General features: G+C 60.0%; 18 protein-coding genes. 9 read left to right on the top strand and 9 right to left on the bottom strand.

Features of this window, described 5'->3' with window-relative positions; all coding sequences use genetic code 11:
• The first annotated feature begins 230 nt into the window (after positions 1-230).
• Positions 231-3,200: a bifunctional [glutamine synthetase] adenylyltransferase/[glutamine synthetase]-adenylyl-L-tyrosine phosphorylase gene (locus ACQZ45_RS04435; RefSeq protein ID WP_113291429.1), complete on the top strand. Its 2,970-nt coding sequence runs from the start codon at positions 231-233 to the stop codon at positions 3,198-3,200.
• A gap of 62 nt (positions 3,201-3,262) precedes the next feature.
• Here ACQZ45_RS04435 and ACQZ45_RS04430 read toward each other — a convergent pair whose 3' ends face one another.
• From ACQZ45_RS04430 to pepN, 3 genes are all read right to left on the bottom strand, one after another.
• Positions 3,263-5,599 carry a PAS domain-containing sensor histidine kinase gene (locus ACQZ45_RS04430; RefSeq protein ID WP_019564062.1) on the bottom strand — a complete coding sequence of 779 codons (2,337 nt, stop codon included), beginning with the start codon at positions 5,597-5,599 and terminating at the stop codon, positions 3,263-3,265.
• 238 nt (positions 5,600-5,837) lie between these two features.
• The gene (locus tag ACQZ45_RS04425; protein ID WP_113291430.1) at positions 5,838-6,158 is read right to left on the bottom strand and encodes a carboxymuconolactone decarboxylase family protein; all 321 of its coding nucleotides are present in this window, start codon (positions 6,156-6,158) and stop codon (positions 5,838-5,840) included.
• Positions 6,159-6,301: 143 nt separating this feature from the next.
• Complete coding sequence (gene pepN, locus ACQZ45_RS04420; protein ID WP_113291431.1) at positions 6,302-8,950, bottom strand: aminopeptidase N; 2,649 nt, start codon at positions 8,948-8,950, stop codon at positions 6,302-6,304.
• Positions 8,951-9,443: 493 nt separating this feature from the next.
• Here pepN and ACQZ45_RS04415 point away from each other — a divergent pair, with 493 nt between their 5' ends.
• A complete protein-coding gene (locus ACQZ45_RS04415; RefSeq protein ID WP_003512165.1) occupies positions 9,444-10,382 on the top strand; it encodes a DMT family transporter in 939 nt (312 codons plus the stop codon).
• A gap of 161 nt (positions 10,383-10,543) precedes the next feature.
• Here ACQZ45_RS04415 and ACQZ45_RS04410 read toward each other — a convergent pair whose 3' ends face one another.
• From ACQZ45_RS04410 to ACQZ45_RS04400, 3 genes are all read right to left on the bottom strand, one after another.
• Positions 10,544-10,735 (bottom strand): hypothetical protein, encoded by a 192-nt coding sequence (locus ACQZ45_RS04410; RefSeq protein WP_003497027.1) that lies wholly within the window; start codon positions 10,733-10,735, stop codon positions 10,544-10,546.
• Positions 10,736-10,888: 153 nt separating this feature from the next.
• A complete protein-coding gene (locus tag ACQZ45_RS04405) occupies positions 10,889-11,788 on the bottom strand; it encodes a uracil-DNA glycosylase (protein ID WP_113291432.1) in 900 nt (299 codons plus the stop codon).
• Between the two features lie 43 nt (positions 11,789-11,831).
• A complete protein-coding gene (locus ACQZ45_RS04400) occupies positions 11,832-13,130 on the bottom strand; it encodes an Hsp70 family protein (RefSeq protein ID WP_003512167.1) in 1,299 nt (432 codons plus the stop codon).
• A gap of 299 nt (positions 13,131-13,429) precedes the next feature.
• On the opposite strand from ACQZ45_RS04400, the gene ACQZ45_RS04395 reads away from it, so the two are divergent.
• On the top strand, positions 13,430-14,407 hold the full coding sequence (locus tag ACQZ45_RS04395) for a sensor domain-containing diguanylate cyclase (RefSeq protein WP_162696048.1): 978 nt from the start codon (positions 13,430-13,432) through the stop codon (positions 14,405-14,407).
• A 22-nt stretch (positions 14,408-14,429) separates the two neighbouring features.
• Here the strand turns inward: ACQZ45_RS04395 and ACQZ45_RS04390 are convergent, their stop codons facing one another.
• A complete protein-coding gene (locus ACQZ45_RS04390) occupies positions 14,430-15,218 on the bottom strand; it encodes an SDR family oxidoreductase (RefSeq protein ID WP_065688149.1) in 789 nt (262 codons plus the stop codon).
• A 143-nt stretch (positions 15,219-15,361) separates the two neighbouring features.
• Between ACQZ45_RS04390 and ACQZ45_RS04385 the strand changes: the two genes are divergently transcribed.
• The 4 genes from ACQZ45_RS04385 to ACQZ45_RS04370 all read left to right on the top strand — a co-directional run bounded on the left by ACQZ45_RS04385 (position 15,362) and on the right by ACQZ45_RS04370 (position 20,477).
• The gene (locus ACQZ45_RS04385) at positions 15,362-16,282 is read left to right on the top strand and encodes a cation diffusion facilitator family transporter (protein ID WP_003512170.1); all 921 of its coding nucleotides are present in this window, start codon (positions 15,362-15,364) and stop codon (positions 16,280-16,282) included.
• Positions 16,283-16,500: 218 nt separating this feature from the next.
• On the top strand, positions 16,501-17,265 hold the full coding sequence (locus ACQZ45_RS04380; RefSeq protein ID WP_065658115.1) for an isocitrate lyase/PEP mutase family protein: 765 nt from the start codon (positions 16,501-16,503) through the stop codon (positions 17,263-17,265).
• Positions 17,266-17,769: 504 nt separating this feature from the next.
• Positions 17,770-19,434 (top strand): electron transfer flavoprotein-ubiquinone oxidoreductase, encoded by a 1,665-nt coding sequence (locus tag ACQZ45_RS04375; RefSeq protein ID WP_003512172.1) that lies wholly within the window; start codon positions 17,770-17,772, stop codon positions 19,432-19,434.
• A gap of 302 nt (positions 19,435-19,736) precedes the next feature.
• A complete protein-coding gene (locus tag ACQZ45_RS04370) occupies positions 19,737-20,477 on the top strand; it encodes a pentapeptide repeat-containing protein (RefSeq protein WP_013635767.1) in 741 nt (246 codons plus the stop codon).
• Positions 20,478-20,532: 55 nt separating this feature from the next.
• On the opposite strand, the gene ACQZ45_RS04365 is transcribed toward ACQZ45_RS04370, so the two are convergent.
• A complete protein-coding gene (locus tag ACQZ45_RS04365; protein WP_013635768.1) occupies positions 20,533-21,549 on the bottom strand; it encodes a zinc-binding alcohol dehydrogenase family protein in 1,017 nt (338 codons plus the stop codon).
• Positions 21,550-21,652: 103 nt separating this feature from the next.
• Between ACQZ45_RS04365 and ACQZ45_RS04360 the strand changes: the two genes are divergently transcribed.
• On the top strand, positions 21,653-22,042 hold the full coding sequence (locus tag ACQZ45_RS04360) for a winged helix-turn-helix transcriptional regulator (RefSeq protein WP_003512185.1): 390 nt from the start codon (positions 21,653-21,655) through the stop codon (positions 22,040-22,042).
• 120 nt (positions 22,043-22,162) lie between these two features.
• Positions 22,163-22,999 carry an undecaprenyl-diphosphate phosphatase gene (locus tag ACQZ45_RS04355; RefSeq protein ID WP_003512187.1) on the top strand — a complete coding sequence of 279 codons (837 nt, stop codon included), beginning with the start codon at positions 22,163-22,165 and terminating at the stop codon, positions 22,997-22,999.
• A 68-nt stretch (positions 23,000-23,067) separates the two neighbouring features.
• Here the strand turns inward: ACQZ45_RS04355 and mgtE are convergent, their stop codons facing one another.
• Entirely contained in the window at positions 23,068-24,441 is a 1,374-nt protein-coding gene (mgtE, locus tag ACQZ45_RS04350; RefSeq protein WP_003512189.1) for a magnesium transporter, read from the bottom strand.
• Positions 24,442-24,619 lie beyond the last annotated feature (178 nt).

The raw sequence follows: 24,619 nt of genomic DNA, 5'->3' as shown, positions 1-24,619 counted from the left end.
TTGCCGGCCAGGACTGAAATGGCGCTTCCGCAGGCCGGACCGCGGAAAAGATCGGCAAAAACGGTTTTCCTGATCGCAAAGCGCCACGCATTTGTTACAACGCGGAGTGTATGCGCCCGGAAGCTTCGACAATGCGTGGCGGCAGGACGATTTTGCGGGGAGCGATCCTTCCTGAGAATCAGGCACGGTCGAAGCGCAAGGATGGGTCGCTCGGGAGAGGGAGAGAGACAGTGACGAAACGGGAAACCGCTGAAAGGCGGCTGAGCGAGGTTCTGCCGGGAGTTATCCGCCCCTATACGCAGACGGAACTGAAATCCGTTCTCTCCACGCTGAAGGATATCGCCAAGGGCGAGCCAGCTGTGGCCGCGCTTCTTGCCGCCGAAAGCCCGCTGAAGGACTTCATCGCTGCGGCTTTCACGCTGTCGCCCTATCTGCGCGATATGGCGGCGGCGGATGAGGGGCTGCTGACGCTCGCGATTTCGAAGCCGCTGGAGCCACTACTGGCCGATCTCGTCCGTGAAGCGCGCGATTGCTGGAGGCCGGGGCAAGAGGGCGGCGTGCCCGTCGAAAACGAGGTGATGTCGCGCTTGAGGATCGCCAAGCGTCGGCTTTCCTTCGTCGCAGCGCTTGCCGATCTGGCGCGCATCTTCACCGCCCGCGATACCACGCGCTGGCTGAGCGACATGGCGGATGCTTCGCTGTCGGCCGCCATCGACCACCTGCTGCTTGTCGGCCATGAGACCGGCAAGCTCAAACTGAAGAACGTGGCCGCGCCAAGCGAAGGTTCCGGCCTGATCGTGCTTGGCATGGGCAAGCTCGGCGCGCGCGAACTGAACTATTCCTCGGACATCGACGCAGTGGTGTTCTTTGAACCTTCTGCCGGCATTATCGACGATCCGTATGCTGCGACGGAGAATTTCGGCCGCATGATGCGCCGCCTCGTGCGTATCATGCAGGAACGCACGGCAGACGGTTACGTCTTCCGCACTGATCTCAGGCTCCGGCCAGACCCCGGCTCGACGCCGCTCGCCATTCCAGTGGAAGCGGCGCTGCTTTATTACGAGGGCAGGGGTCAGAACTGGGAACGCGCCGCCTATATCAAGGCGCGGCCGGTGGCGGGCGATCTGAAGGCCGGTGACAATTTCCTGCGCGAACTGACACCTTTCATCTTCCGCAAATATCTCGATTACGCGGCGATTGCCGATATTCACTCCATCAAGCGGCAGATCCATGCGCATAAGGGCCATGGCGCGATTGCGGTTAAGGGCCATAACGTCAAGCTCGGACGCGGCGGCATCCGCGAGATCGAGTTCTTCGCGCAGACGCAGCAGCTGATTGCCGGCGGACGTATGCCGGCGCTCAGGGTCCGCGCGACGCAGGAGGCGCTGGCGGCGCTCACCGAAGCGAAATGGATCGATGCCGAAACGCGCGACAGCCTGACGGACGCCTACTGGTTCCTGCGCGAAGTGGAACACCGCATTCAGATGGTGCGCGACGAGCAGACCCATGTGCTGCCCGACACCGAAACCGAACTGAAGCGCATTGCCTTCATGCTCGGTTTTGAAGATACCAAGGCGTTTTCCGAGAAGCTGGAAAAGGTGCTGCGGCTGGTGGAGCGCCGTTATTCGGCGCTGTTCGAACAGGAGACGAAACTCTCTGGTGAGGCAGGCAATCTGGTCTTCACGGGCCAGAAGGACGATCCAGATACGCTGAAAACCCTCTCAGTACTTGGTTTTCAGCGGCCGGAGGATATTTCCCGCGTCATCCGCACCTGGCACAATGGCCGGTACCGGGCAACGCAATCGGTCGAGGCGCGCGAGCGGCTGACGGAGCTGACGCCGGATCTGCTGCGCGCCTTTGGCGAAAGCAAGCGGGCGGATGAGGCGCTGCTGCGCTTTGATAATTTCCTCTCCGGGCTGCCGGCGGGCATCCAGCTCTTCTCGCTGCTCGGCAACAATCAGGCGCTGTTGTCGCTGCTGGTGACGATCATGTCGTCGGCCCCGCGCCTTGCCGAAATCATCGCCGCCCGCCCGCATGTTTTTGACGGCATGCTGGACCCGGCGCTGATGAGCGACGTGCCGACGCGCGAATATCTTGCCCAGCGCATGGGCAATTTCCTTTCCAATGCCCGCCACTACGAGGATATTCTCGACCGGCTCCGTATTTTCGCCGCCGAGCAACGCTTTCTCATCGGCGTGCGGCTGTTGACAGGCGCGATCCGTGGCGAGATCGCCGCCCGCGCCTTCACCCATCTTGCCGATCTGGTAATTGAAGCGGCCCTGAATGCCGTTCTCTCGGAGATGGAGACGGCGCATGGGCCATATCCGGGCGGGCGCGTGGCCGTGATGGGCATGGGCAAGCTCGGCTCCTTCGAGCTGACCGCGGGTTCGGATGTCGACCTCATTCTCCTCTACGATTACGACGATGCCGCCCATGAATCGACCGGCGCAAAACCGCTCGATGTGGTGCGTTACTTCACTCGCGTCACCCAAAGGCTGATTGCCGCACTATCGGCACCCACAGCCGAGGGCGTGCTTTACGAGGTGGACATGCGGCTTCGCCCCTCCGGCAACAAGGGGCCGGTGGCGACGCGCATTTCCGCCTTTGAGAAATACCAGCGCGAGGAAGCCTGGACCTGGGAACATATGGCGCTTTCCCGCGCTCGCCTGATCTGTGGCGAAGCCTCGCTGATGGAAGATGCGCGCGGCATCATCGCCTCGGTACTGTCCCAGAAGCGCGATGTGGCGAAAGTCTCAGCCGATGTGCTGGAAATGCGAAGTCTCATTGAACAGGAAAAGCCGCCGGAAAATATCTGGGATTTCAAGCTCATCAATGGTGGGCTGATCGACCTCGAATTCATCGCCCAATATCTGGCGCTGGTCGGTCCTGCCAGGGGTCTCCAGCCGCACGAACCGGGTCGCAACACGGCAGAGGCATTGCAGGTGCTGGCCGCCCCGGTGATGGAGCAGCAATCCTTCGACGACTGCATGGCGGCGACGGCGCTTTACACCGAGATATCGCAGATCGTGCGGCTGTGCATCGACGGTGCTTTCAATCCGAAGGAAGCCCCTGCCGGTCTTATCGATCTGGTTTGCCGGGCCGGGGATTGCCCGGATATTTCCACGCTGGAGGGCGAGGTGAAGCGGCTGGCGAAGGTTGTCAGGAAGGCGTTTGTGGCAACGGTGAAGAATGGCGGGTGATAGTGGGTATCGCGCGTTCTGCCGTCACTTACTGCAACGCAGCGGGCATAGCCCAATATTCCTCAATGCACCGTGCCACAGCACCCTGCCGCATGCGGGATGATAATCGTCACCACCGTGCCTCTGCCTTCGCAGGAGCGGATTTTCATCGTGCCACCATGCAGCCTGACGAGCGAGCGCGAGATGGCGAGCCCGAGGCCTGAGCCGCCCTGGCTTTTGGCGTATTGGCTCTGCACCTGCTCGAAGGGCTGGCCAATCTTGTCAAGCGCCTCGGCGGGAATGCCGATGCCGGTATCGGCGATGGTGAGGATCATGGCGGCCTGATGCACATGGGTGCGCAGCGCTACGCGGCCGCCATTACCGGTGAACTTCACGGCATTGGACAGAAGGTTGAGCATGATCTGCTTCATGGCGCGGCGGTCGCCCTGCATCGTCAGCCCGGCGCAGACCTTCTGCTGCACGGTGATGTTCTTCTGTTCCGCCTGGATGGCGGTCAGCCGCAGGGTTTCCTCGATCAGCGGCGCGAGATCGATTGTCTCGCGGTTGATCCGCATATGGCCCGCTTCGATCTTGGACATATCCAGAATGTCGTTGATGACATTTAGGAGGTGCTTGCCGCTGTCGTGGATATCCCGGGCATATTCGGAATATTTCGGCGAGCCAACCGGCCCGAACATCTCGTTTTGCAGGATGTCGGAAAAGCCGAGAATGGCGTTGAGCGGCGTGCGTAGCTCATGGCTCATATTGGCGAGGAATTCGGACTTTGCGAGGTTTGCCGCCTGGGCGCGCTCTTTTTCGGCGAGATAATTGGCGTTGGCGTCTGAAAGCTCCGTCTTCTGCCGCTCCAGCTTATGCTGCGAGGCGGAAAGATCGCCGATGGTGGCCATCAGCCGGCGTTCGGAGTCACGGAGGCGCTCCTGATGGCGTTTCAGAAGCGTAATGTCGGTGCCGACGGAGACGAGGCCGCCGTCACGGGTGCGGCGTTCATTGATCTGTAGCCAGCGATCATCGGCAAGCTGCACTTCCGTCATGCGCGAAAGGCCGGACTGATCGGGGTCCGCAACGCGCCGCTCCACGACCGGGCGCGCCGCAGCCGCCTGCACGGCGCTCTTTTCGGTGCCCGCTACCAGAACGCTGTCCGGCAGGCCGTAAGCCTTCTGGTAATGGGTGTTGCACATGACGAGACGGTCATTCTTGTCCCACAGCACGAAGGCTTCCGAGGTGGATTCGATGGCGTCTGCAAGGCGCTGGTCTGCCTCGGCATAACGTTGCGCAAGGCGGTGCTGCTCGGTCACGTCCATGGCGATGCCGATGACGCGCGGGCCGTTATTGGTGCGGATGACCTGGGCACGGGCACGCAGCCAGACATAGTGGCCTTTCGCGTGGCGCATGCGGAAGATCTGGTCGATCTGGCGCAGATCACCGCAGCCGACAGCACGAGCAAGCTCGTAGAGGTTTCCATCTTCGGAATGCATCATGCGCGCCGCATCCGAAAAGGACAGCGGTGCGGCCTTCGGCGGTCTGCCGAGGATTTCGTAGAGCGAGCCCGACCAGAACATGCGCCGCGTGGAAAGATCGAAGTCCCACAGGCCGCAGCGGCCACGTGACAGCGCCGTCTCCACCCGCAGGTTCGATTCGGCGAAGATGTCGTCGGCATCGCGGGCGCGTTTGACCTGCATGTAATAGGCGTAGAGTACGACGAGAAGGATCGAGGAGATTCCGGCAAACAGCGTCACGTTCATGGCGATTTCGCTGCGCCAGAAAGAACGGATCGGCTCAAGCGAGCGCGCCGCGATGACCATGCCGCCATCGTCCCCGAAGGGGATCATCGTCGCATAATGCGGCTGGTTGTCGATATTCGTTTCGATGGTGCCGGGCGCGCCGGGAAAACGCTGAACAATGGCGATTTCGGGAAGCAAAGCCGGCAGGGAGGTGCCGATATAAAGCGTGGCGCCCTTGCCGGCGCCGGCGAAAATCCGGCCGTTACTGCCCGACAGAAGCACCATGGTGCCATCAGCAAGGCTGCCCGAAGGCAGCGCTGCGGCAAGGCTCGCCTCTGCGCGGGTGCGCTCTTGCGAGGCAAAGACAATACCGTTGTTGATAAGGGCTGCTTTGGCCGTCAGCGCTGTCAGTGCGGTAGAGTGGCGGGCTGCCTCTTCCATGCGGCTATATTCGGCAACAATGCCCAGCATGCGTGACGCCGCGATGACGACGAGAAATGCAAGAATGAGAATGGGAATGAGGCGCTTCAGCAGGGTCTCGACCTGCGGCATCGGGCGGTCGGAGCCGTTCATCAAACCCATCAGGTCGCTGGAAAGCCTTTCGCCCCAGGCCGCAAGATCAGAAAATTTGGCATACGGCCGCTCATCGCCCGCAGTCGCCCGCCGCACGTTCGTCATTGTCCCGCCTTCAAGATATCCCCACTGATTCGAAGCGCCGCCGCTCGAATAGGCATAGTGAATCAAATGCGATTCGCCGTGTCCAGAGGCAAAAGTTAAAAGAATTTTAACCCCTTGAACCGACTCCGTATTTTTTCGGGACAGCGCGTTACGGTCTGCACAGCGGCGCCAGGCATTGGAAAAACCGACACCCCGATAGTCGGTCTGGGACGTTCCGGCGTGTTACGTCCGGTGGTTCTCAAGCCTTGTCGAAAGCTTCGAGAGCAGGTCCAAGTGCGCCGAGAACGCCGTTTCCGGCGGCAGGAAGCCCGGTCAGCACCGCGCTGATGATATCGTCACGGCTTGCGCCATGCGCTTTGGCTTCCAGCACATGAAATGCCACACCGCCTTCAAGCCGCAGTGCGGCAAGAATGCCGATATAGACCAGGCATTGCGTCTTGGCATCCAGCGTGGACGCCGCACCCAGCCCCTGCACGGCCTGAAGCCATACAGCCTGATGGGCCGGGGCTTCGGCGATGAAACGCTGGAACGAATTGCTGGTGTTGGAAATATCCGTCATTTGAAATCCCTTTCCGCTTGCGGCCGCGTTCCGGCCTGTCGCTGACGATTGTGTCGCGCAACGCGTTGCGCCGCCTTGACGGAAATCAAGACGGCGCACACGCATTGTCCGGAATAGGGGAGTTGGCGAATGTTCGCCGGGTATTATCCTTTAAGAATACGCCCGACGATATCGCTGACATCCGTCGAAAGACCTTTTGCTTCGGCGATCGTCGAAAGTGCTGCCTTGGCGTGTTCGGCGCGGCTTGCTTCCAGCGACCGCCAGGAGCGCATGGAGGTGAGAATGCGCGCGGCAAGCTGCGGGTTACGCTTGTCGATGGCTATGATCTGCTCGGCGAGGAACCGATAGGCGGCACCATCGGCGCGGTGGAAACCGGTCGGGTTGGAGAAGGCGAGCGTGCCCACCAGCGACCGTACCCGGTTGGGATTGGAAGCTATGAAGTGTTTCGACGTCATCAGCGCCTTGATACGTTCCAGCGCGCCGTCGCCGGGAATGGCGGCCTGCAGCGAGAACCATTTGTCGAGAACCAGCGCATTGTCGGCAAAGCGGGCTTCGAAGGCGGCAAGCGCCTCCTTTGTCTCCGTGCTGTCGGGGAAACGTTGGGTCAGCACACCAAGCGCGTGCGCAAGATCGGTCATGTTGGTGGCGCTGGCATAGGCCTTTGCCGCCCTGTCAGGCGTTCCCTCGGCAAAAGCAAGGAAGCTCAACGCGCCGTTGCGAAGCGAACGCCGTCCGGCGCTGTCGGCATCGGGGCTGTAGGCTTCACCATTGCTGTCGCTGTCGGCGAGCCCGCGGAGCGTCTCGATACCGGCCGTGGCAATGGCCTTGATCGTCGCGTTGCGTGCCTTGTGGATGGCGTCCGGGTCGGTATTGCCGCCCAGTTCGCGAGCGATGTCCGTTTCGCTCGGCAGCGCCAGCGCCTGTGCCCGGAAAGCGGGTTCAAGCGAAGCATCGCCGACGATTTCGATCAGCGTTGCGATGAGGTCGGCGTCCGAGCTTACTTCTTGGCCGTTCTGCACGGCCCTGGTAGCGGCAATCAGCGCCGGCAAAGCGAGATCGGTAAGCGCCTGGAAACGGGCAAACATATCCGTCTCGTGCCGGGCAACCTGCACCAGATCGGCAGCACTCTGTTCGAAATGCAGGTTGATCGGCGCCGAGAAGCTGCGGTTGAGCGACAGCACTGGGCGCGATGAAATGCCGGAGAAGGAGAATGTCTGGTTGCGTTCGGTCAGATGCAGCACGCCGTCGCGGTATTCGCCGCCCGTGACAGCCTGCGGCTCGGCGATCTGGCCATTGTCGAGAATCAGCGCCAGCGAAAGCGGAATATGGCGCGGTTGCTTCACCGGTTGGCCGGGCGTTGGTGCGACGGTCTGTTCCAGCGTCAGCCTGAAGGTCGCCTTGGCGGCATCGTAAGCGGAGGAAACGGAGACGAGCGGCGTGCCGGCCTCGGTGTACCACAGCGAAAACTGCGACAGGTCGCGGCCGCTGGCATCGGCAAAACTCTTGACGAAATCCTCAACAGTCGCCGCTTCGCCGTCATGACGTTCGAAATAAAGGTCCATGCCTTTCTTGAAGTCGTCTTCGCCAAGGATCGTGGCGATCATGCGGGTGACTTCGGCGCCCTTTTCATAAACGGTCGTCGTGTAGAAGTTGTTGATTTCGCGATAGGTATCGGGGCGTGGTGGATGGGCCAGCGGACCGGAATCCTCTGGAAACTGCTCCGATTTCAGGTGACGCACATCGGCGATGCGCTTGACCGGGCGCGAGCGCATGTCGGCGGAAAATTCCTGGTCGCGATAGACCGTCAGGCCTTCTTTCAGGCACAGCTGAAACCAGTCGCGGCAGGTGATGCGGTTGCCGGTCCAGTTGTGGAAATATTCATGCGCGATGATGCGCTCGATATTGGCGTAGTCCGCGTCGGAGGCAGTTTCCGGGTCGGCCAGCACGAATTTGTCGTTGAAGACGTTGAGACCCTTGTTCTCCATCGCGCCCATGTTGAAATCGGACACGGCGACGATCATGAAGATATCGAGGTCGTATTCACGGCCGAAGCGTTCCTCATCCCACTTCATCGAGCGCTTCAGCGCATCCATGGCATAGGCCGCGCGCGGCTCCTTGCCATGCTCGACATAGATCTTCAGCGCCACTTCGCGGCCGGAAAGGGTGGTGAACGTGTCTTCCACCACGCCGAGATCGCCGGCGACAAGCGCAAAGAGATAGCTGGGTTTCGGGTGCGGATCGAACCAGGCTGCAAAGTGGCGGCCTTCATCGTAATTGCCGCCGCCGAGGAAGTTGCCGTTCGACAACAGCAGCGGATTGCCCTCCTTCGCGGCGATGATCGTCACCGTATAGGGTGCCAGAACATCGGGCCGGTCCGGGAAATAGGTGATGCGGCGGAAACCTTCCGCCTCGCACTGGGTGCAATAAACGCCGTTGGTGCGGTAAAGCCCCATCAGCTGCGTATTGACCTGCGGATTGATGTAATTGGTGACACAGATCTCGAAGGGCGTCGCCGCAGGCAGATCGCGGATCGTCAGGCTATCGGGCGTCGCGTCATATTGGCTTGCGGGAATGTCCACCTGATCGAGCAGCAGGCCCGAAAGCGTCAACTCGTCGCCATCGAGAACGAGCGGCGCTGACACATCGACGCCCTCTCGGCGATGAAAGATCAGACGGGCTTCGACCTTGGTATTCTTGGGGTCGAGTTCGAAGGTGAGATCCACCCGCTCCAGAACGAAATCGGTGGGGCGGTAATCTGCCAGGTGAACGATCTGGCCCGTGTCTGTTCGCATGACTGTTCCTGAATAACTTTGTCGTTGTCCTCCGGGCATCATGTCGTCATAAGGCCCGGATGTAAAATAGGTAGAGTATTCGTCACAATCATGTGCGCATCGGGAGGACGTTCTGTCCTGCCATGGAAGGCTTTGCCGGCCCTGCAGACGATCCTGCCGCTGCCGGACCTGCGGACCATGCCAGCAAATGTTGAACGATTGCTGAAATTGTATTTTATTTTCTTCAAATTTTAGCGCGTGTCGCTTTTGGTCTGATTCTCACGTCGCCATCAGGGCTGAAGGCCTGAACAATGGGGGTGAGGAGGCCACAAGCCGGGGAAAGCAATCCTGCGCATCACCAGATCAACGGAATTCATGGGTAAATAACATTTTTTGTTGTAAAGCGCTTCGGGAATGCTCTAGCCTTGGGCAAATCCAATTCCCCCGCGTCGTCCTCCCCCGCATGAACAATCTCCCGATGGCGTGTTTGCGCAGCCGATATGAGTAACTGCCGATGAACGCCGAACCGACAAATCCCTTTCGGGGGATAAGCCTGAAGCTGATTTCGGTTGGCTTTTTTCTGGTGATGCAGACTTGTATCAAGGCCTCCGGTCCCGATGTGCCGGCCGGTCAGATCACTTTCTTCCGCTCCGCTTTCGCCATCATCCCCATCGTTGTTTATCTTGCCTGGCTGCATGCGCTGACGAGCGCGCTGCACACCAACAATCTCATCGGCCATTTCAAGCGCGGGTTTCTCGGCATTCTCTCCATGGCCTGCGGGTTTTACGGGCTGACGCTGCTGCCGTTGCCGGAATTCATCGCCATCGGTTATGCCTCACCGCTGCTGGCCGTCGTGTTCGCCGCCTTCATCCTGCGCGAGAAGGTGCGCATCTACCGCTGGAGCGCGGTTTTCGTTGGCATGATGGGCGTGCTGGTTATCCTGTGGCCGAAGATGACCCTGTTGCGCGAAGGCGGTTTTGCTGCGGGCGAGGGGCTGGGCGCGATTGCCGTGCTCTGCGGGGCAGCACTTGGCGGTCTCGCAATGATCCAGGTGCGGCAACTGGTGGAAACGGAAAAGACGCCGACCATCGTTCTCTATTTCTCGCTCACGGCCACCTTGCTGTCGCTCGTCAGCGTACCCTTCGGCTGGAGCGCTCTGGATACCAAGCAGGCCGTGCTGTTGATCACCAGCGGCATTTGTGGCGGCGTTGCACAGATCTTTCTGACGGAGAGCTATCGCCACGCGGAGGTCTCCACTATCGCGCCCTTCGAATACAGCTCCATCGTTTTCGGGATAGCGGTCTCCTATATCCTGTTCGGAGACATTCCAACGCTCACCATGCTGATCGGCACGGCAATCGTGATTTTCGCCGGCATCTTCATCATTTTCCGCGAGCACCAGCTGGGCCTGGCGAGACGCGCGGCACGCAAGGCCTCCACGCCGCAGGGGTGACGCACCAAATTTGGCGGAGGTCGCAAACATGCGGCATCGTCGGCGCCAGAGCCGTTGTCGTGTCGGCGCCTAGTCCCGCAAATGCAAAAGGCGCCTTCCCGAAGAAAGACGCCAGCGCGCAATCAAAGATATGGACCGGTTTTACACCGGCCTGAGTGCTCTCAGCGCTCGCGGAAATCCGCAAAGACAGCTGCAGGACGTGTCACGCGAACCTGCTGCATGGCAGCACGTGCGGTCATCTGTTCGTTAGCGGCAGCGCCGAAACGATGGTAACCCTGACTGGAGCGAGGGCCGAGGCCCGCCAGTCGGAGCGTTTCAAAGCCGGAATGTACCGGACGGAAGCGAGTGGTCATTGCCTTGGTTCCTTAAACCGAATTCCTCCCAAGACACAGGCTGGCTTATCGCAGTGCAGCATGGATTCGGCAAGCCGGGTCAGCGCGCCGCTGTTATGCGTAATACGCATGGCTTTTTTCATACTTCGTTTACTCTGAGTAAGAATCAGGCAATCAGCCTTCGGAGATTTTTGCCTGAAACGCCAATAAATCCTGCCATGCCAATGACTTACTGGCAGGTGCGTTTAGAAGTTCCTGCGGATGCAGGCTCGCCAGCGCCGGTAAAACCAGGTGCCCGGCTGCGACATCACGCCACTGTCCGCGCAGCGTATGGATCGTTCCGGTGCCGCCGAAAAAGAAACGTGCGGTCAAGTTGCCAAGAAGCAACAGGTGTTTCGGCTCCGCAAGTGCGATCTGGCGCTCGATGAAGGGGCGGCAGATATCCATTTCGGCCTGAGTCGGCGGGCGGTTGCCCGGTGGACGCCAGGGCACGACATTGCCGAGCATGATGCGTGCGCGGTCAAGGCCGATAGCGGCCAGCATACGGTCGAGCAGCAGCCCGGTCTTGCCGGCAAAAAGCTGGCCCTCGCGGTCGTCATCCGCATCCGGCATCGGGCCGATCACCATGACGGCGCAAGCAGGGTCGCCTTCGGTGAATACCGTGTTGCGGGCGCTGTTCTTGAGGTTGCAGCCGCTGAAACCCTCAAGCGCGATTTTCAGTTCGGAAAGCGACCTTGCGCTTTCAGCCGCAAAACGGGCAGCCGCCACGGCCTGTTCGTCCGGCATGGCAACATTCTGCTGAAGTGCCGGAGCAGGCGGCGCGCCTCTCGTCGGCGCGCTGCGACCTGCCGTCTGCCGCTGCGGAGCATCGGCACGACGCTCCGTGCCGCTGTCCATCTGGTGTGCGGGCGCAGAACTTTCCTGACGCGCTCCCGGTCGGGCAGGGCGGGAGGCGGCAAATTCGGCGAAACGGTCAACAGGTCCGTCTTCCAGCAACCAGTCCACGCCCGCATCCGCATGGAAATGCAGAAGCGCGGCGAGTTCGGCCGGGGAGAGGTCGTGAGCGGCGATCATGGGGTGAAATTATCCCATGTTCCCCGCCCGGGGAACCCGTAAATCACGCTGTCCAGCGCTGAATGTCACCGCTTTCGCCGATCATGGCCAAACCATGGGCAATCGAGAGCAACTCGCCGCCGGTTTCGATCCGGTCCGCGTCGAAACGACGGGTGAAAAGCTCGCGCACCGCCGGCACGAAGGAGGTGCCGCCGGTGAGGAACACCTTGTCGATTGCCTCAGGCGCGACTTGCGTCTTCTCCAGAACCTCGTCCAGCGCGCCCTCGATCTTGGCGAGGTCGTCGGCGATCCAGTTGTTGAAATCGCTGCGCTTGACCATTTTGCGACCGGCCTTGCCGAGCGGCGCGAAGTTGAATTCCGCTTCTTCGGCCGAGGACAGCGCCATCTTGGTGGCGGAAATCGACTGATAAAGCGGATAACCCTCGTCATGCTCCACGAGATCGATGAAAAGTTCGAGCTTGTCCGGCTCCAGCGCCGAGCGCACCAGCGATTTCAGATCGGTGAATTCTTTCGAGGTCTTGAAGATAGACAGCTGGTTCCAGCGACCGAAATTCACGTAGTAGCCGGAAGGCACGTCCAGCACCTTGTCGAAGCTCTTGAACTTGCTGCCCTTGCCGATTTCCGGCGAGACCAGATTGTCGATCATGCGGAAGTCGAAATGGTCACCGGCGACACCGACGCCGGAATGGCCGATGGGGGTGGCGGAAAGTTTGCCGGCATGGGTCTCGAAGCGGATCAGCGAATAGTCGGTGGTGCCGCCGCCGAAATCCGCCACCAGCACATTGGCGTCCTTCTTCAGGCTCTGGGCGAAATAATAGGCGGCCGCCACCGGCTCGTAGACATAGTGGATTTCCGGAAAACCGGCACGCGTCAGCGCTTCGTTGTAGCGGGAGAGCGCCAGCGTCTCATCCGGATTGCTGCCGGCGAAACGCACGGGGCGACCGGCGATGACGGTCGAGACGTCGCTTGGCCACTCTGCGCCCGCATAGGTTTTCAGCTTGCGCAGGAACACGTCCATCAAATCCTCGAAGCTCTGGCGCTTGGCGAAGATCAACGTGCCCTGAAAGAGCGGCGAGGCCGCAAATGTCTTGATCGACTGCAGGAAGCGGCAATCGCCCGCATTGTCGATGAATTGCCTGATGGCAGCGTGGCCCGCTTCCACGTGCAGGGCAGCCGCACCAAGGCCCGAATCCTTCATGAAGGAGAGCGCGGTGCGCATGCTGTCATCCGTGCCCGCGCTGCTGGTAAACTGCATGGAGCGGCTTTCGCCGCCGCCGTCGGAAAGAGCCATGACCGTGTTGGTCGTGCCGAAATCGAGGCCCAGTGCCCGCTTTTGCGTCATCGCCATATCCTTGTCGCCGATAGAAATGCTCGCCCGGCCCAAAGGCGGCCCGGCGTGAGAATAAGGGACGCATTTGGCATCCCGATGTCAGAGGAGGGCGGTTGATTGCACAGGCCCGGCAGAATGGCAAGCGCCACGTCTCGGTTTATTAAAACATTAGAATAAAGTAATTTTCCGTTATAAATACAGTTTCGCCATGCAAATTAAATATTTTTTCGCAATCGCAAAGTATAAATAAAGGCTATATCCTCAGGGAGCTTTCTTAATTGTAGCTGTCGCGTTGTAACCCGGAAGTCCAGATGTCCCGCAAGCAGGCATGTTCCGCCCTCCAAGATGTGCCGCCCGGGCCGGAGGTCCTCGTTCGCGGCGACGTGGAAATTTTCCATTCCCAGCTTATGAACCTCATGGCGTCATCGCAGCAGGGTTATGCCCTTTTCGATGGCAGCGACGAGTTGCGCTTTGCCAATGCGGCCTTCCGCGAGGCGCTGGGCATGGCTCCGGACGGTTTTCCGAGCTGGATGGAGCTGATGCGCGGCGGGTATCGCAGCTCGACAGGAACGGCGGTCGAAACCACCGATTTCGAACTGTGGTTGCGCTCGGCGCGGACAAGGCGCGGCAAGTTGCCTTACCGCACCATCGAAACCAGCCTGAACGATGGACGCTGGATGCTGACGACGGAAACGACGCTGCCGGGCGGCTGGATGTTGTGTGTCGTGACCGATGTTTCCGAGCTTGGCATCCAGTTGCGCGATCTGCGGCAGGAGCGCGACAGGGCGCTGAAATCGGCGCTGAGCGACGAGCTCACGGGCCTCGGCAACCGCCGCTATGCCATGGATATCCTCAACCAGATGCTTGGCCCCAACAAGGCGCAGGCGCTTGCGGTGATCATCATGGATATCGACCATTTCAAGGCGGTGAACGACCGTTTCGGGCATGCCTGCGGCGATCTCGTCCTTAAGGATTTCGCCACCCGGCTTTCCGCCGCGATCGGCCGGGACGATCTGGTGGGGCGGATCGGCGGTGAGGAGTTTTTGCTCGTTCTCAGCGGGTCGCGAATGCTGAGCGCGGAAAGCACCATGCAGAAGCTGCTGGCGACGTTGACCGAGGCATCGCCGCTGAGCGATGTGCCGGATTTCCGTTACAGCTGTTCGGCCGGCATTGCCTTTGCCGATCCCGGCGAGAGCGCGAGCGATGTGCTGCGCCGCGCCGACACGGCACTCTACGAAGCCAAGAATACCGGCAGAAACCGCTTCGTAGTCTACGGAGCGGCCTCTTGACCGCTCCGGCGTCGCACCGGCGTCAGTTCGATTTCGCCGCGCCGCCATCCACCCGCAGCATTGTGCCGGTGATGTAGCTTGCCGGAACCGAGCAGAGGAAAGCCCCGGCGGCGGCGAATTCTTCCACCGTGCCAAGCCTGCCTGCCGGAATGCTCTTGACCGAAGCCTCGCGGATTTCCTCCATGCTTTTACCCAGGCGCTTGGCATTGGCGCCATCCAGCTCGTCGATGCGGTCGGTATGGATGCGGCCGGGCAGAAGAAGGTTGGAGGTGATGCCGAAACCGGCCACTTCGCTCGACAATGTCTTGCTCCAGCCCACCAGCGCCCCACGCAGCGTGTTGGAGAGCGCCAGATTGGGGATGGGTTCGAACACGCCGGAGGAGGCAACGGTCAGGATGCGGCCAAAGCCCTGTTTCTTCATCTGCGGCAGCAGCGCATTGGTGAGCGTGATGACGCGCAGCACCATCGACTGGAAGAAGCTCTCCAGCTTCTCGGTCGTGATCTCCTGCGCAAGACCCGGCGTCGGGCCACCGGTGTTGTTGACAAGAATGTCAATGCCGCCGAGCTTGTCGTTCACGGCCTGAACCATGGCCTCGACGAAATTGTCGTCGCCAAGATCGCCCCGCACCCAGTCGGCCTTGCCCTTGCCGAGTGCATTGATCGTCTTGCAGTTCGCGTCCAGCTTTTCGCTGCTTCTGCCAACGAGAAGAACATGCACGCCTTCATTCGCCAGCGCCGTGGCGATGCCCAGCCCAAGGCCGCGAGAGGAGGCGAGAACGAGGGCGCGTTTGCCGGAAATGCCGAGATCCATGGGTTTTGTCCTGTCTTGTTTGCAGCAGATCAAAGAATCGAAGCGTGACTACAGGCGAAAACCGTCCACAGTTTTCGCTATCCCGCTCCATCTGTGCTGTTTATAGGAAGGCGGCGCCCGCTTTTGAAGGTTAAATACGCGTCATGACCGAACAATCTCTGCTGAAATTCTCAATTGCCATCACGGTTCTTCTGGCCGCGTTCGGCATTGGTGCAGGCCTGTTTTCCGGCTCTTTCGCGGTGGTGTTCGATGGCGTTTATGCCCTGACGGATGCCTTCATGACGGTGCTGGCGCTACTGGTGGCGCGGCTGATCGCGGCTTCCGCCGCCCCACGGCCCGGTGGCCGGCTGGCAGAGCGTTTTACCATGGGCTTCTGGCATCTGGAGCCGATGGTCCTCGGCCTCAACGGCACGCTTTTGATGGGCGCTGCGATCTATGCCCTGATCAACGCCATCGACAGCCTGATGGACGGCGGCAGATCGATCGAGTTCGATTACGCCATCATCGTCACCTTCGTCAGCTTTGCCGTTTCGCTCATCATGGCATGGTTCGTCAAACGCCAGAACCGCAGACTGAAATCGGCCTTCGTGGCGCTGGACGCCAAAAGCTGGCTGATGAGCGCGCTCCTGAGCGCGGCCCTGTTCCTCGCCTTCGCCATCGGCTACGGGCTGACGGGAACGGCGCATCAGTGGATCGCGCCCTATATCGACCCCGCCGTTCTGGCGCTGGTCTGCCTCATCATCATTCCCATGCCGCTCGGCAATGTGAAGCAGGCGCTCGCCGACATCCTTCTGGTGACGCCTTTTGAATTCAAGCAGCATGTGGACAGGGTAGCGGCCGAAACCGTCGAAAAATTCGGCTTCGCCTCGCACTATTCTTATGTCGCCCGCGTGGGGCGAGGCCGCCAGATCGAACTCTTCTTCATCGTCCCGAAAAACTGGCCACCCCGGCGTCTCGAAGAATGGGACGCGATCCGCGACGAGATCGGCGATGCACTCGGCGGCGAGGGGACGGATCGGTGGCTGACGATTGTGTTTACGACGGATGAGGAATGGGCGGTTTGAACGGGATGTTTGATTTTAGCTGCTTGCGGTACTCATCCTGATTCGCAAGTAGAGGACTCTCGTAATTTTAGACAAAAAGAAATAGGTGCCCGAAAATCGGCGTTCTGAGCATTTTCCCGGTGCTAGTCGTTTCCAGGTAACGGCCGCGGCCTTTAGAACAGGCGACGGCTGATCGAAATTGAGCGAAAGCTCAAAGATAGCACACGGGAGACACCAAAATGAGCAATCAGATTGAACGTGCAGAAAAGTTTCGAAGCTTGCACATTCCGGGCGATCCCATCGTCCTTTACAACATCTGGGATGCAGGAAGCGCGATGGCCGTTGCCCGCAGCGGTGCGAAGGCCATTGCAACCGGAAGCTGGTCCGTTGCTGCCGCGCAAGGCTATTCGGATGGTGAGGAGATGCCGCTCGATGACGCACTGGCGGTCGTCGCTCGAATAATGAAATGCATCGATCTGCCTCTCACTGTGGATTTTGAAGGCGGTTATTCGAGTGATGCTGCAACGGTCAGGCGCAACGTAGGTCGTCTGCTCACCCTCGGCGTCATCGGATTGAACTTCGAGGATCAGGTGGTGCACGGGACGGGCCTCTATGATGTCGATTATCAGGTGGACCGGCTTCGAGCTATTCGCAGCGCTGCCGAAGACCACCGTGTCCCGGTCTTCATCAATGCGAGAACGGACGTGTTTCTCAAGGCAGATGAGGGCATCGATCATGCGGTCTTGCTGGATGAGGTGCTCGCTCGCGGGGCAGCCTATAAGGCGGCAGGAGCAGATGGTTTTTTCGTGCCCGGGCTAAAAGACAAAAAGCTGATCAAAGAAATATGCGACCGCACGACTTTACCGGTCAATGTTATGATATCGGGCGACCTGAAAGATATCCGAGAGCTGGCAGACCTTGGTGTGGCCCGGATCAGTTTTGGCCCCACGCCATACATCAAAGTTGCCGGAGACTTGGAAAACAGCGCACGCGTTTTTGCCTGAAAGCAACTCTTGTACTGACCTGATCTCGTCATTGCTGAGGTCAGAGTCGGAAGAGCGGCGTTAGCCCGGCTGGGTCGGCCTTGGCGGAAAAACACTTTGCAGCTCGAGTTTTCGGCCGACTGGATGGCTGGGAGTGCGAGCTGCAATGAACGGCGGGAAGCGTCCTGACCGCCCTGGCGACTTAGGCTCGGTGCAATCCTTGGAATTGGCAATCCTTTGCCATCAAATAATGACAAACCTTGACGCCCACCCACTCAACTCCTATTCTCAATCTTACGTGCACGTAAAAGTAATAAAATACTCATCAGGTTGTCTGACAATTGAGTGGCGTGCGACATGTTTTGCCGCTATGGAAGCTCGACAAAGGCGTCGTGCTTTGCGAAGACAGGCTAGGGCGAATGTGTTGTCGCAGACGGGCTTTTCGGCCAGTGCAGGCAACACGGTGCGAATGCCGGAAGCGGATATAACAACAGCCGGATGGGACCGGCGAGGTGAGAGGACAAGATGACGGAAGCGATGGAACTGCCGGAACGCGAAGCGATGGAATTCGACGTTGTGATCGTCGGTGCGGGTCCTGCGGGCCTTGCCGCCGCGATCCGTCTGAAGCAGGTCGAGCCGGAGCTTTCGGTCGTCGTTCTGGAAAAGGGTGCTGAAGTCGGCGCGCATATTCTCTCAGGTGCCGTGGTTGATCCCATCGGCATCGACCGGCTTCTGCCCGGCTGGCGTGAGGAAGAGGGGCATCCCTTCAAGACCGAGGTCAAGGACGACCAGTTCATGTTCTTAGGCCCTGCGGGCTCCATCCGTCTGCCGAACTTCATGATGCCGCCGCTCATGAACAATCACGGCAATTATATCGTCTCGCTTGGGCTGGTCTGTCGCTGGCTGGCGGAAAAGGCGGAAGCGCTCGGCGTCGAGATCTATCCGGGCTTTGCCGCCACCGAAGTGCTTTATAATGAAGAAGGCGCAGTGATCGGTGTCGCCACCGGCGATATGGGCATCGAGAAGAACGGTGAACCCGGCCCCGCCTTCACGCGCGGCATGGAGCTGCATGGCAAATATGTGCTGATCGGCGAGGGCGTGCGCGGTTCGCTCGCCAAGCAGCTGATTTCCAGGTTTGACCTTTCGAAAGATCGCGAACCGCAGAAATTCGGCATCGGTATCAAGGAACTCTGGCAGGTCAAGCCGGAACACCACAAACAGGGCCTCGTGCAGCACTCCTTCGGCTGGCCGCTCGGTTTCAAGACCGGCGGCGGCTCGTTCCTCTATCATCTGGAGGACAATCTCGTCGCCGTCGGCTTCGTGGTGCATCTCAATTACAAGAACCCCTATCTTTATCCTTTCGAGGAATTCCAGCGCTTCAAGACGCATCCGGCTATCCGTGACACTTTCGAGGGCGGCAAGCGCATTTCCTATGGCGCGCGCGCGATTACCGAGGGCGGTTACCAGTCGGTGCCGAAGCTGACTTTCCCCGGCGGCGCGCTGATCGGCTGTTCGGCCGGGTTCGTCAATGTGCCGCGCATCAAGGGCAGCCACAATGCGGTGTTGTCGGGCATGCTGGCGGCGGAAAAGATCGCCGCGGCTATTTCCGCCGGTCGCGCCCATGATGAAGTGGCCGAGATCGAGGCGGAATGGCGCGACGGCGATATCGGCAAGGACCTGAAGCGGGTGCGCAACGTCAAGCCGCTGTGGTCGAAGTTCGGCACGCTTGTTGGCGTCGGCCTTGGCGGTCTCGACATGTGGACCAACCAGCTGTTCGGTTTCTCCGTTTTCGGCACGCTGAAACACGGCAAGACGGATGCGCAGAGCCTTGAGCCGGCCTCCAAACATAAGCCGATCGCCTATCCGAAACCGGACGGTGTTCTGACCTTCGACCGGCTGTCATCGGTGTTCCTGTCCTCCACCAACCATGAGGAAGACCAGCCGGTGCATCTTCAGGTGAAGGATATGGACTTGCAGAAGCGTTCCGAACACGACGTCTATGCCGGTCCTTCGACGCGTTATTGTCCTGCCGGCGTTTATGAGTGGGTGGAGAAGGACGGTGAGGAGGTCTACGTGATCAACGCGCAGAACTGCGTGCACTGTAAGACCTGCGATATCAAGGACCCCAACCAGAACATCAACTGGGTGCCGCCGCAGGGTGGCGAAGGGCCGGTTTACGCCAATATGTGATCGCGGTGCTGGTCTGCCGGCAACCTTCGTCTTGCCCGGGCTTGCCCCGGGCATCTGCAACCGATTGATTTCACGATACGTGGTTGGATCCTCGCGACGAGCGAAAGGATGACGTCTCGTGCGCGAGGCATCGAAAGTCTCGTCCCCCCTAGTATTTGTGGATTGCCCTTCGATTTCTTACATATAGGATGTTGGGGTGTTGTAGCTTTGCATGGTCCATGGATTGTGGGCTAGGGATGCGGTAACGCCTTGAATGTGCATATGTTGCGTTTGGGCCGTCGCCCGGCGGCAGGAGTGATGGAATGTCCGGCTTTCAGAGGCTGAATATCGTGCGGAATACAAGGATCGTCGCCGGTCTGGCGGCAGGTATGGTAGTTGCCGTTTCGCTCAGTGGCAGTCCGCTGATGGCCGCCAGCTGCCGCGCCGACGCCATGGCCGGCATCGACTGGCGCGAATGCAACAAGCGGCTCCTGATGCTGGGCGGCAGCAACCTCGATTCGGCGATGCTTTACGGCACGGATTTCACCTATACGGATTTGCGCGGCTCCTCGCTGAAGGGCGCCAATCTTGAAAAGGCGAAACTCATCCGGACGGCTCTTGGAGAGGCGAACCTGCAGGGCGCCAACCTGACGAAGGTGGAAGCCTACCGCAGTGACTTTTCCGCCGCCGACGCCACCAGCGCAAAATTCATCAATGCGGAAATGCAGCGGACCAATTTCAACAAGGCCAAGCTGGACGGCGCAGATTTTACCAAGGCTGAACTCGGGCGTGCCGAGTTTCAAGATGCCAGCCTGTCCGGCTCGAAATTTTCGCTGACCAACCTGTCGCGTGCCAGCTTCCAGGGCGCAAAGCTCGGCGGCGCGGTGGATTTTGCCAACGCCTTCCTGCTGTTGACCCGCATAGAGGGGGTCGATCTTTCCGCCGCCACCGGCCTTGAGCAGAAACAGATCGACATCGCCTGCGGCGACGCCAAGACAAAACTGCCGAGCGGCCTGACGACGCCTGCCGCATGGCCATGCCCGGAAGATCCGGAAGACGATTGACCGGGAAGGGCGCGCTTTATCAGGCGCGCACCTCCCACTTCGTGTGACGTGAAGATCAAAAGCCCGAAAGCACGATCTTGCCCTTGGCCGTGTTGCTTTCAATCAAGGCGTGGGCCTTGATGAGGTTTGCGGCGTTGATGGTGCCGAAAACCTCGGTCAACGTCGTCTTGATCTTGCCGGCATCGACCAGTTCAGCAACGTGATTGAGCAGCTTGTGCTGTTCGATCATGTCGGGTGTCTGGAATACCGCGCGGGCGAACATCATTTCCCAATGGATTGAAACGCATTTGCGCTTGAACGCCATGGCGTCGAAACCGCCGGCCGGGTCGTCGATCAGCGCAAAACGGCCCTGCGGCGCAATGGTCGCCACGCTGTCTGCGGCGTGAATGTCGCTATGGGTGGTCGAGAATACGAAGCCCGGTGCACCAAGGCCAAGCGCTTCCACCTGCGGGGCAATCGGCTTGCTGTGATCGACGACATGATGCGCGCCGAGGTCTTTGGCCCATTGCATCGTTTCCGGCCGCGAAGCCGTGGCAATGACGGTGAGATCGGTCAGTGCGCGCAGAAGCTGGATAGCAATCGAGCCGACGCCGCCGGCGCCACCGATCACCAGAACAGCATTTGCCGCACCCGGAACGGGCTCTGTCACCCGTAGCCGGTCGAACAGCGTCTCGTAGGCCGTGATCGCGGTCAGCGGCAGTGCCGCTGCTTCCTCGAAATTCAGCGACTTCGGTTTGGCGCCGACGATGCGCTCATCGACCAGATGGAATTCGCTGTTGGAGCCGGGGCGGTTGATGACACCAGCGTAAAACACCTCGTCGCCGGGCTTGAACAGCGATACCTTGTCGCCGACGGCTTTCACCACGCCCGCCGCATCGAAGCCCAGCACGCGGGCAGCACCGTTTTCCGGCGCCTGGTTGCGGCGAACCTTGGTGTCAACAGGATTGACCGAAACGGCCTTCACCTCCACCAGAATATCATGCCCCGTCGCCTCCGGCTGCGGCAGGTCGAGGTCGATAAGGGCATCCGTTGCGGTGATGGGCTGGCTCGTCTTGTAACCGATGGCGCGCATGAACAGTCTCCTTTGCTTGTTTGCGTGCCTCTTACTTGATACATATGAACATCGATCGCAAGAATGCACATTTTGTGATGATACATACAAAAAGGATACTGTGATGTCGCGACCGCGCGCCAAGCTTACCGGCAATTTTCCGGGCTGCCCGGTGGAGTCTGCCTTGAGTTTTCTCGACGGCAAATGGAAAGGCGTGATCCTCTATCACCTCATCAACGAGGGCACCCTGCGCTTCAACGAGTTGCGCCGCCACATTCCAAGCGTCACCCAGCGCATGCTCACCAAGCAGCTGCGGGAACTGGAAGAGGCGGGCCTGATTTCGCGCACCGTCTTCCCGGTGGTGCCGCCGCGCGTGGACTATGCGCTGACGCCACTTGGCGAAACCATGAAGCCTGTGATCTCGGCGCTGAAAAGCTGGGGCGACGCCCATGTTGTGTGCAAGAACGGCGCGAAGTACACCCTTCATCCCGAGGCTGCGGAGAAGGCAGCCTGAAAAATAACGGGTAAAACCAAGCCCTCCGGCACTTCTTTTTCATGGTGCGATGCAACACGGATTTGCCCGGTTTGATGCATAATGCTGCGAATTCGATTCGCAGCAGGGACATCAAATCACATGAGCATCGGTTGGTTGGAGGCCGGATTTCTCGGCCTTTTGCAAGGACTTACGGAATTTCTTCCGGTTTCTTCAAGCGCGCATCTGAGGATAGCCGGGGAGTTTCTGCCCTCCGGTGCGGATCCGGGCGCCGCCTTCACGGCGATTACGCAGATCGGCACGGAAGCGGCGGTGCTGGTCTATTTCTGGTCCGATATCATGCGGATCGCCGCCGCCTGGCTCCGGCAGAACCTTCGCCTCGGACCCTATGACAAGTCCGATGCGCGGCTTGGCTGGCTGATCATCGTCGGCTCGGTGCCGATCGTGCTGCTTGGCCTGTTCTTTAAGGATGCCATCGAGCATTCGCTGCGCAATCTCTATATCACCGCCGTAATGCTGATTGTCTTCGGCATCATTCTCGGCGTCGCCGACAGGATCGGCAAGAAGCGCTACAAGCTGAACCAGCTGATCTGGCGTGATGGCATCCTGTTCGGTTTCGCGCAGGCTATGGCGCTCATCCCCGGCGTCTCGCGCTCGGGCGGCACCATCAGCGCCGGCCTGCTGTTAGGCTACACGCGCGAGGCGGCCGCACGATATTCCTTCCTGCTCGCCGTTCCCGCCGTGTTCGGTTCCGGTTTCTACCAGCTGTTCAAAAGCATCGGCGAGGAGAACCCTGTAGGCTGGGGCCAGACGGGGCTTGCAACCCTGATCGCCTTCGTCGTCGGTTACGCCGTGATCGTTGTCTTCCTCAAGCTGGTCTCCACCAAGAGCTACATGCCCTTCGTCTGGTACCGGGTGGTCATCGGCGTCATTCTTTTGGGACTTCTCGGAACGGGCGTTATCAGCGCCGGCGGTTGAGGGGTGCTTGCCCTGTCAAAAACTCTGCAAATGAAAAGGCCCGCTCTTTCGAGCGGGCCTTTTGTGTTTCAGAGCAGCGTGCCGCTGAGGATCACCAGCGCCACCGAGAAGTAGATGACGAGGCCGCTGACATCCACCAGCGTGGCGACGAACGGCGCAGATGCGCTGGCTGGATCCAGCCGCAGACGCTGCAGCAGGAATGGCAGCATGGAGCCGGCCAGCGAGCCGAAGGTGACGATGCCGACGAGTGCGGCAAAGACGGTGGCGCCCACCAGCAGCCAGTGGTCGCCATAATCATAAAAGCCTGCCTGCTGCCAGATGGTCAGACGCAGGAAGCCGATGGCGCCGAGAATGCAGCCGAGCGTCAGGCCAGTCGGGATTTCCCGCAGCAGCACCCGCCACCAGTCCGAAAGCTTCAGTTCGCCGAGCGCCAGTGCCCGGATGATGAGCGAGGTGGCCTGCGAACCGGAGTTGCCGCCTGATGACATGATGAGCGGAATGAACAGCGTCAGCACGACGGCTTTTTCCAGCTCGCCTTCAAAATGCTGCATGGCGCTTGCCGTCAGCATTTCACCCAGGAACAGGGCGGCAAGCCAGCCAGCGCGCTTGCGGATCATGTCCGGAAAGCCCATTGCCATATAGGGCTTGCCGAGTGCTTCCATACCACCGAACTTGTGGGCGTCTTCCGTGGTGTCGGCGATCATGGTGTCGATCACGTCGTCGACCGTGACGATGCCGAGAATGTGCGAATTATCGTCAACGACGGGAAGCGCCAGAAGGTCGTGCTTGCGGATGAGCCGGGCAACATCCTCCTGCGACATCAAGGGGCTGGCACAGACGATGCCTTCCTTCGATGCGACGGAGAGAATGGAGGCGCCGGCCTCGCCGGTCAGCAGGCGACGCAGCGTCACGACGGTGGACAGCGTTCCGTCCTGCGCCAGCACATAGATGGCATAGACCGTTTCACGCGACCGCTCGACGACGCGGATGTGCGAAAGGGTCTGTTCCACCGTCCAGCTATCCGGCACGCTGACGAATTCCGTGGTCATGATCGAGCCGGCGGTGCGCGGCGGATAACCCATCAGATGTTTGATGGAGAGCGCGGTCGTGCGGTCCAGCCGGGAAAACAGCTTTGCGCGGGGCTCTTCGTCCATTTCCGCCATGACGTCGGCAACGCGGTCGTCTGACATCAGGTTGACGAAGCGGGCGGCCTGGTCAAGCGGAATACCGGCAATGATGGCGGCTGCGTCATGCAGTTCCGGCCGGTCGAGAATGGCGACGGCCTTTGCCTGCGGCATGGCGAGCAGGGCGGCGACTGCCTCATGCGTATCGAGTGTGTTGAGGTGCTCGACGCGTTCTGCAATGGTGGTGGAACCGGCATTTCCGCTGCGGAGAAGACGTGCGGCCTTGCTGGCTCTCTGGGAGAGGGTGTGGAAGTTCATGATTGCTCACCTTTCCGTCGATTCGCCGATTACGACGAACGCGGTGGTGAGCCGACAGGTGCCGGATCAGTTCCCGTTCGCCGCTTTCGGCAAAGGCAATCGACTACTACTGTCGCTAGACATCAAATGATGCTCCGTTAAAATCCGCGCTGTGCCGGGTCACGGCCCGCGCGTAACG

This window comes from Agrobacterium sp. 16-2014-1-2a, from assembly GCF_053522705.1.
The sequence above is the reverse complement of the archived record's forward strand: the minus strand, read 5'-3'. Positions and strand labels throughout refer to the sequence as shown.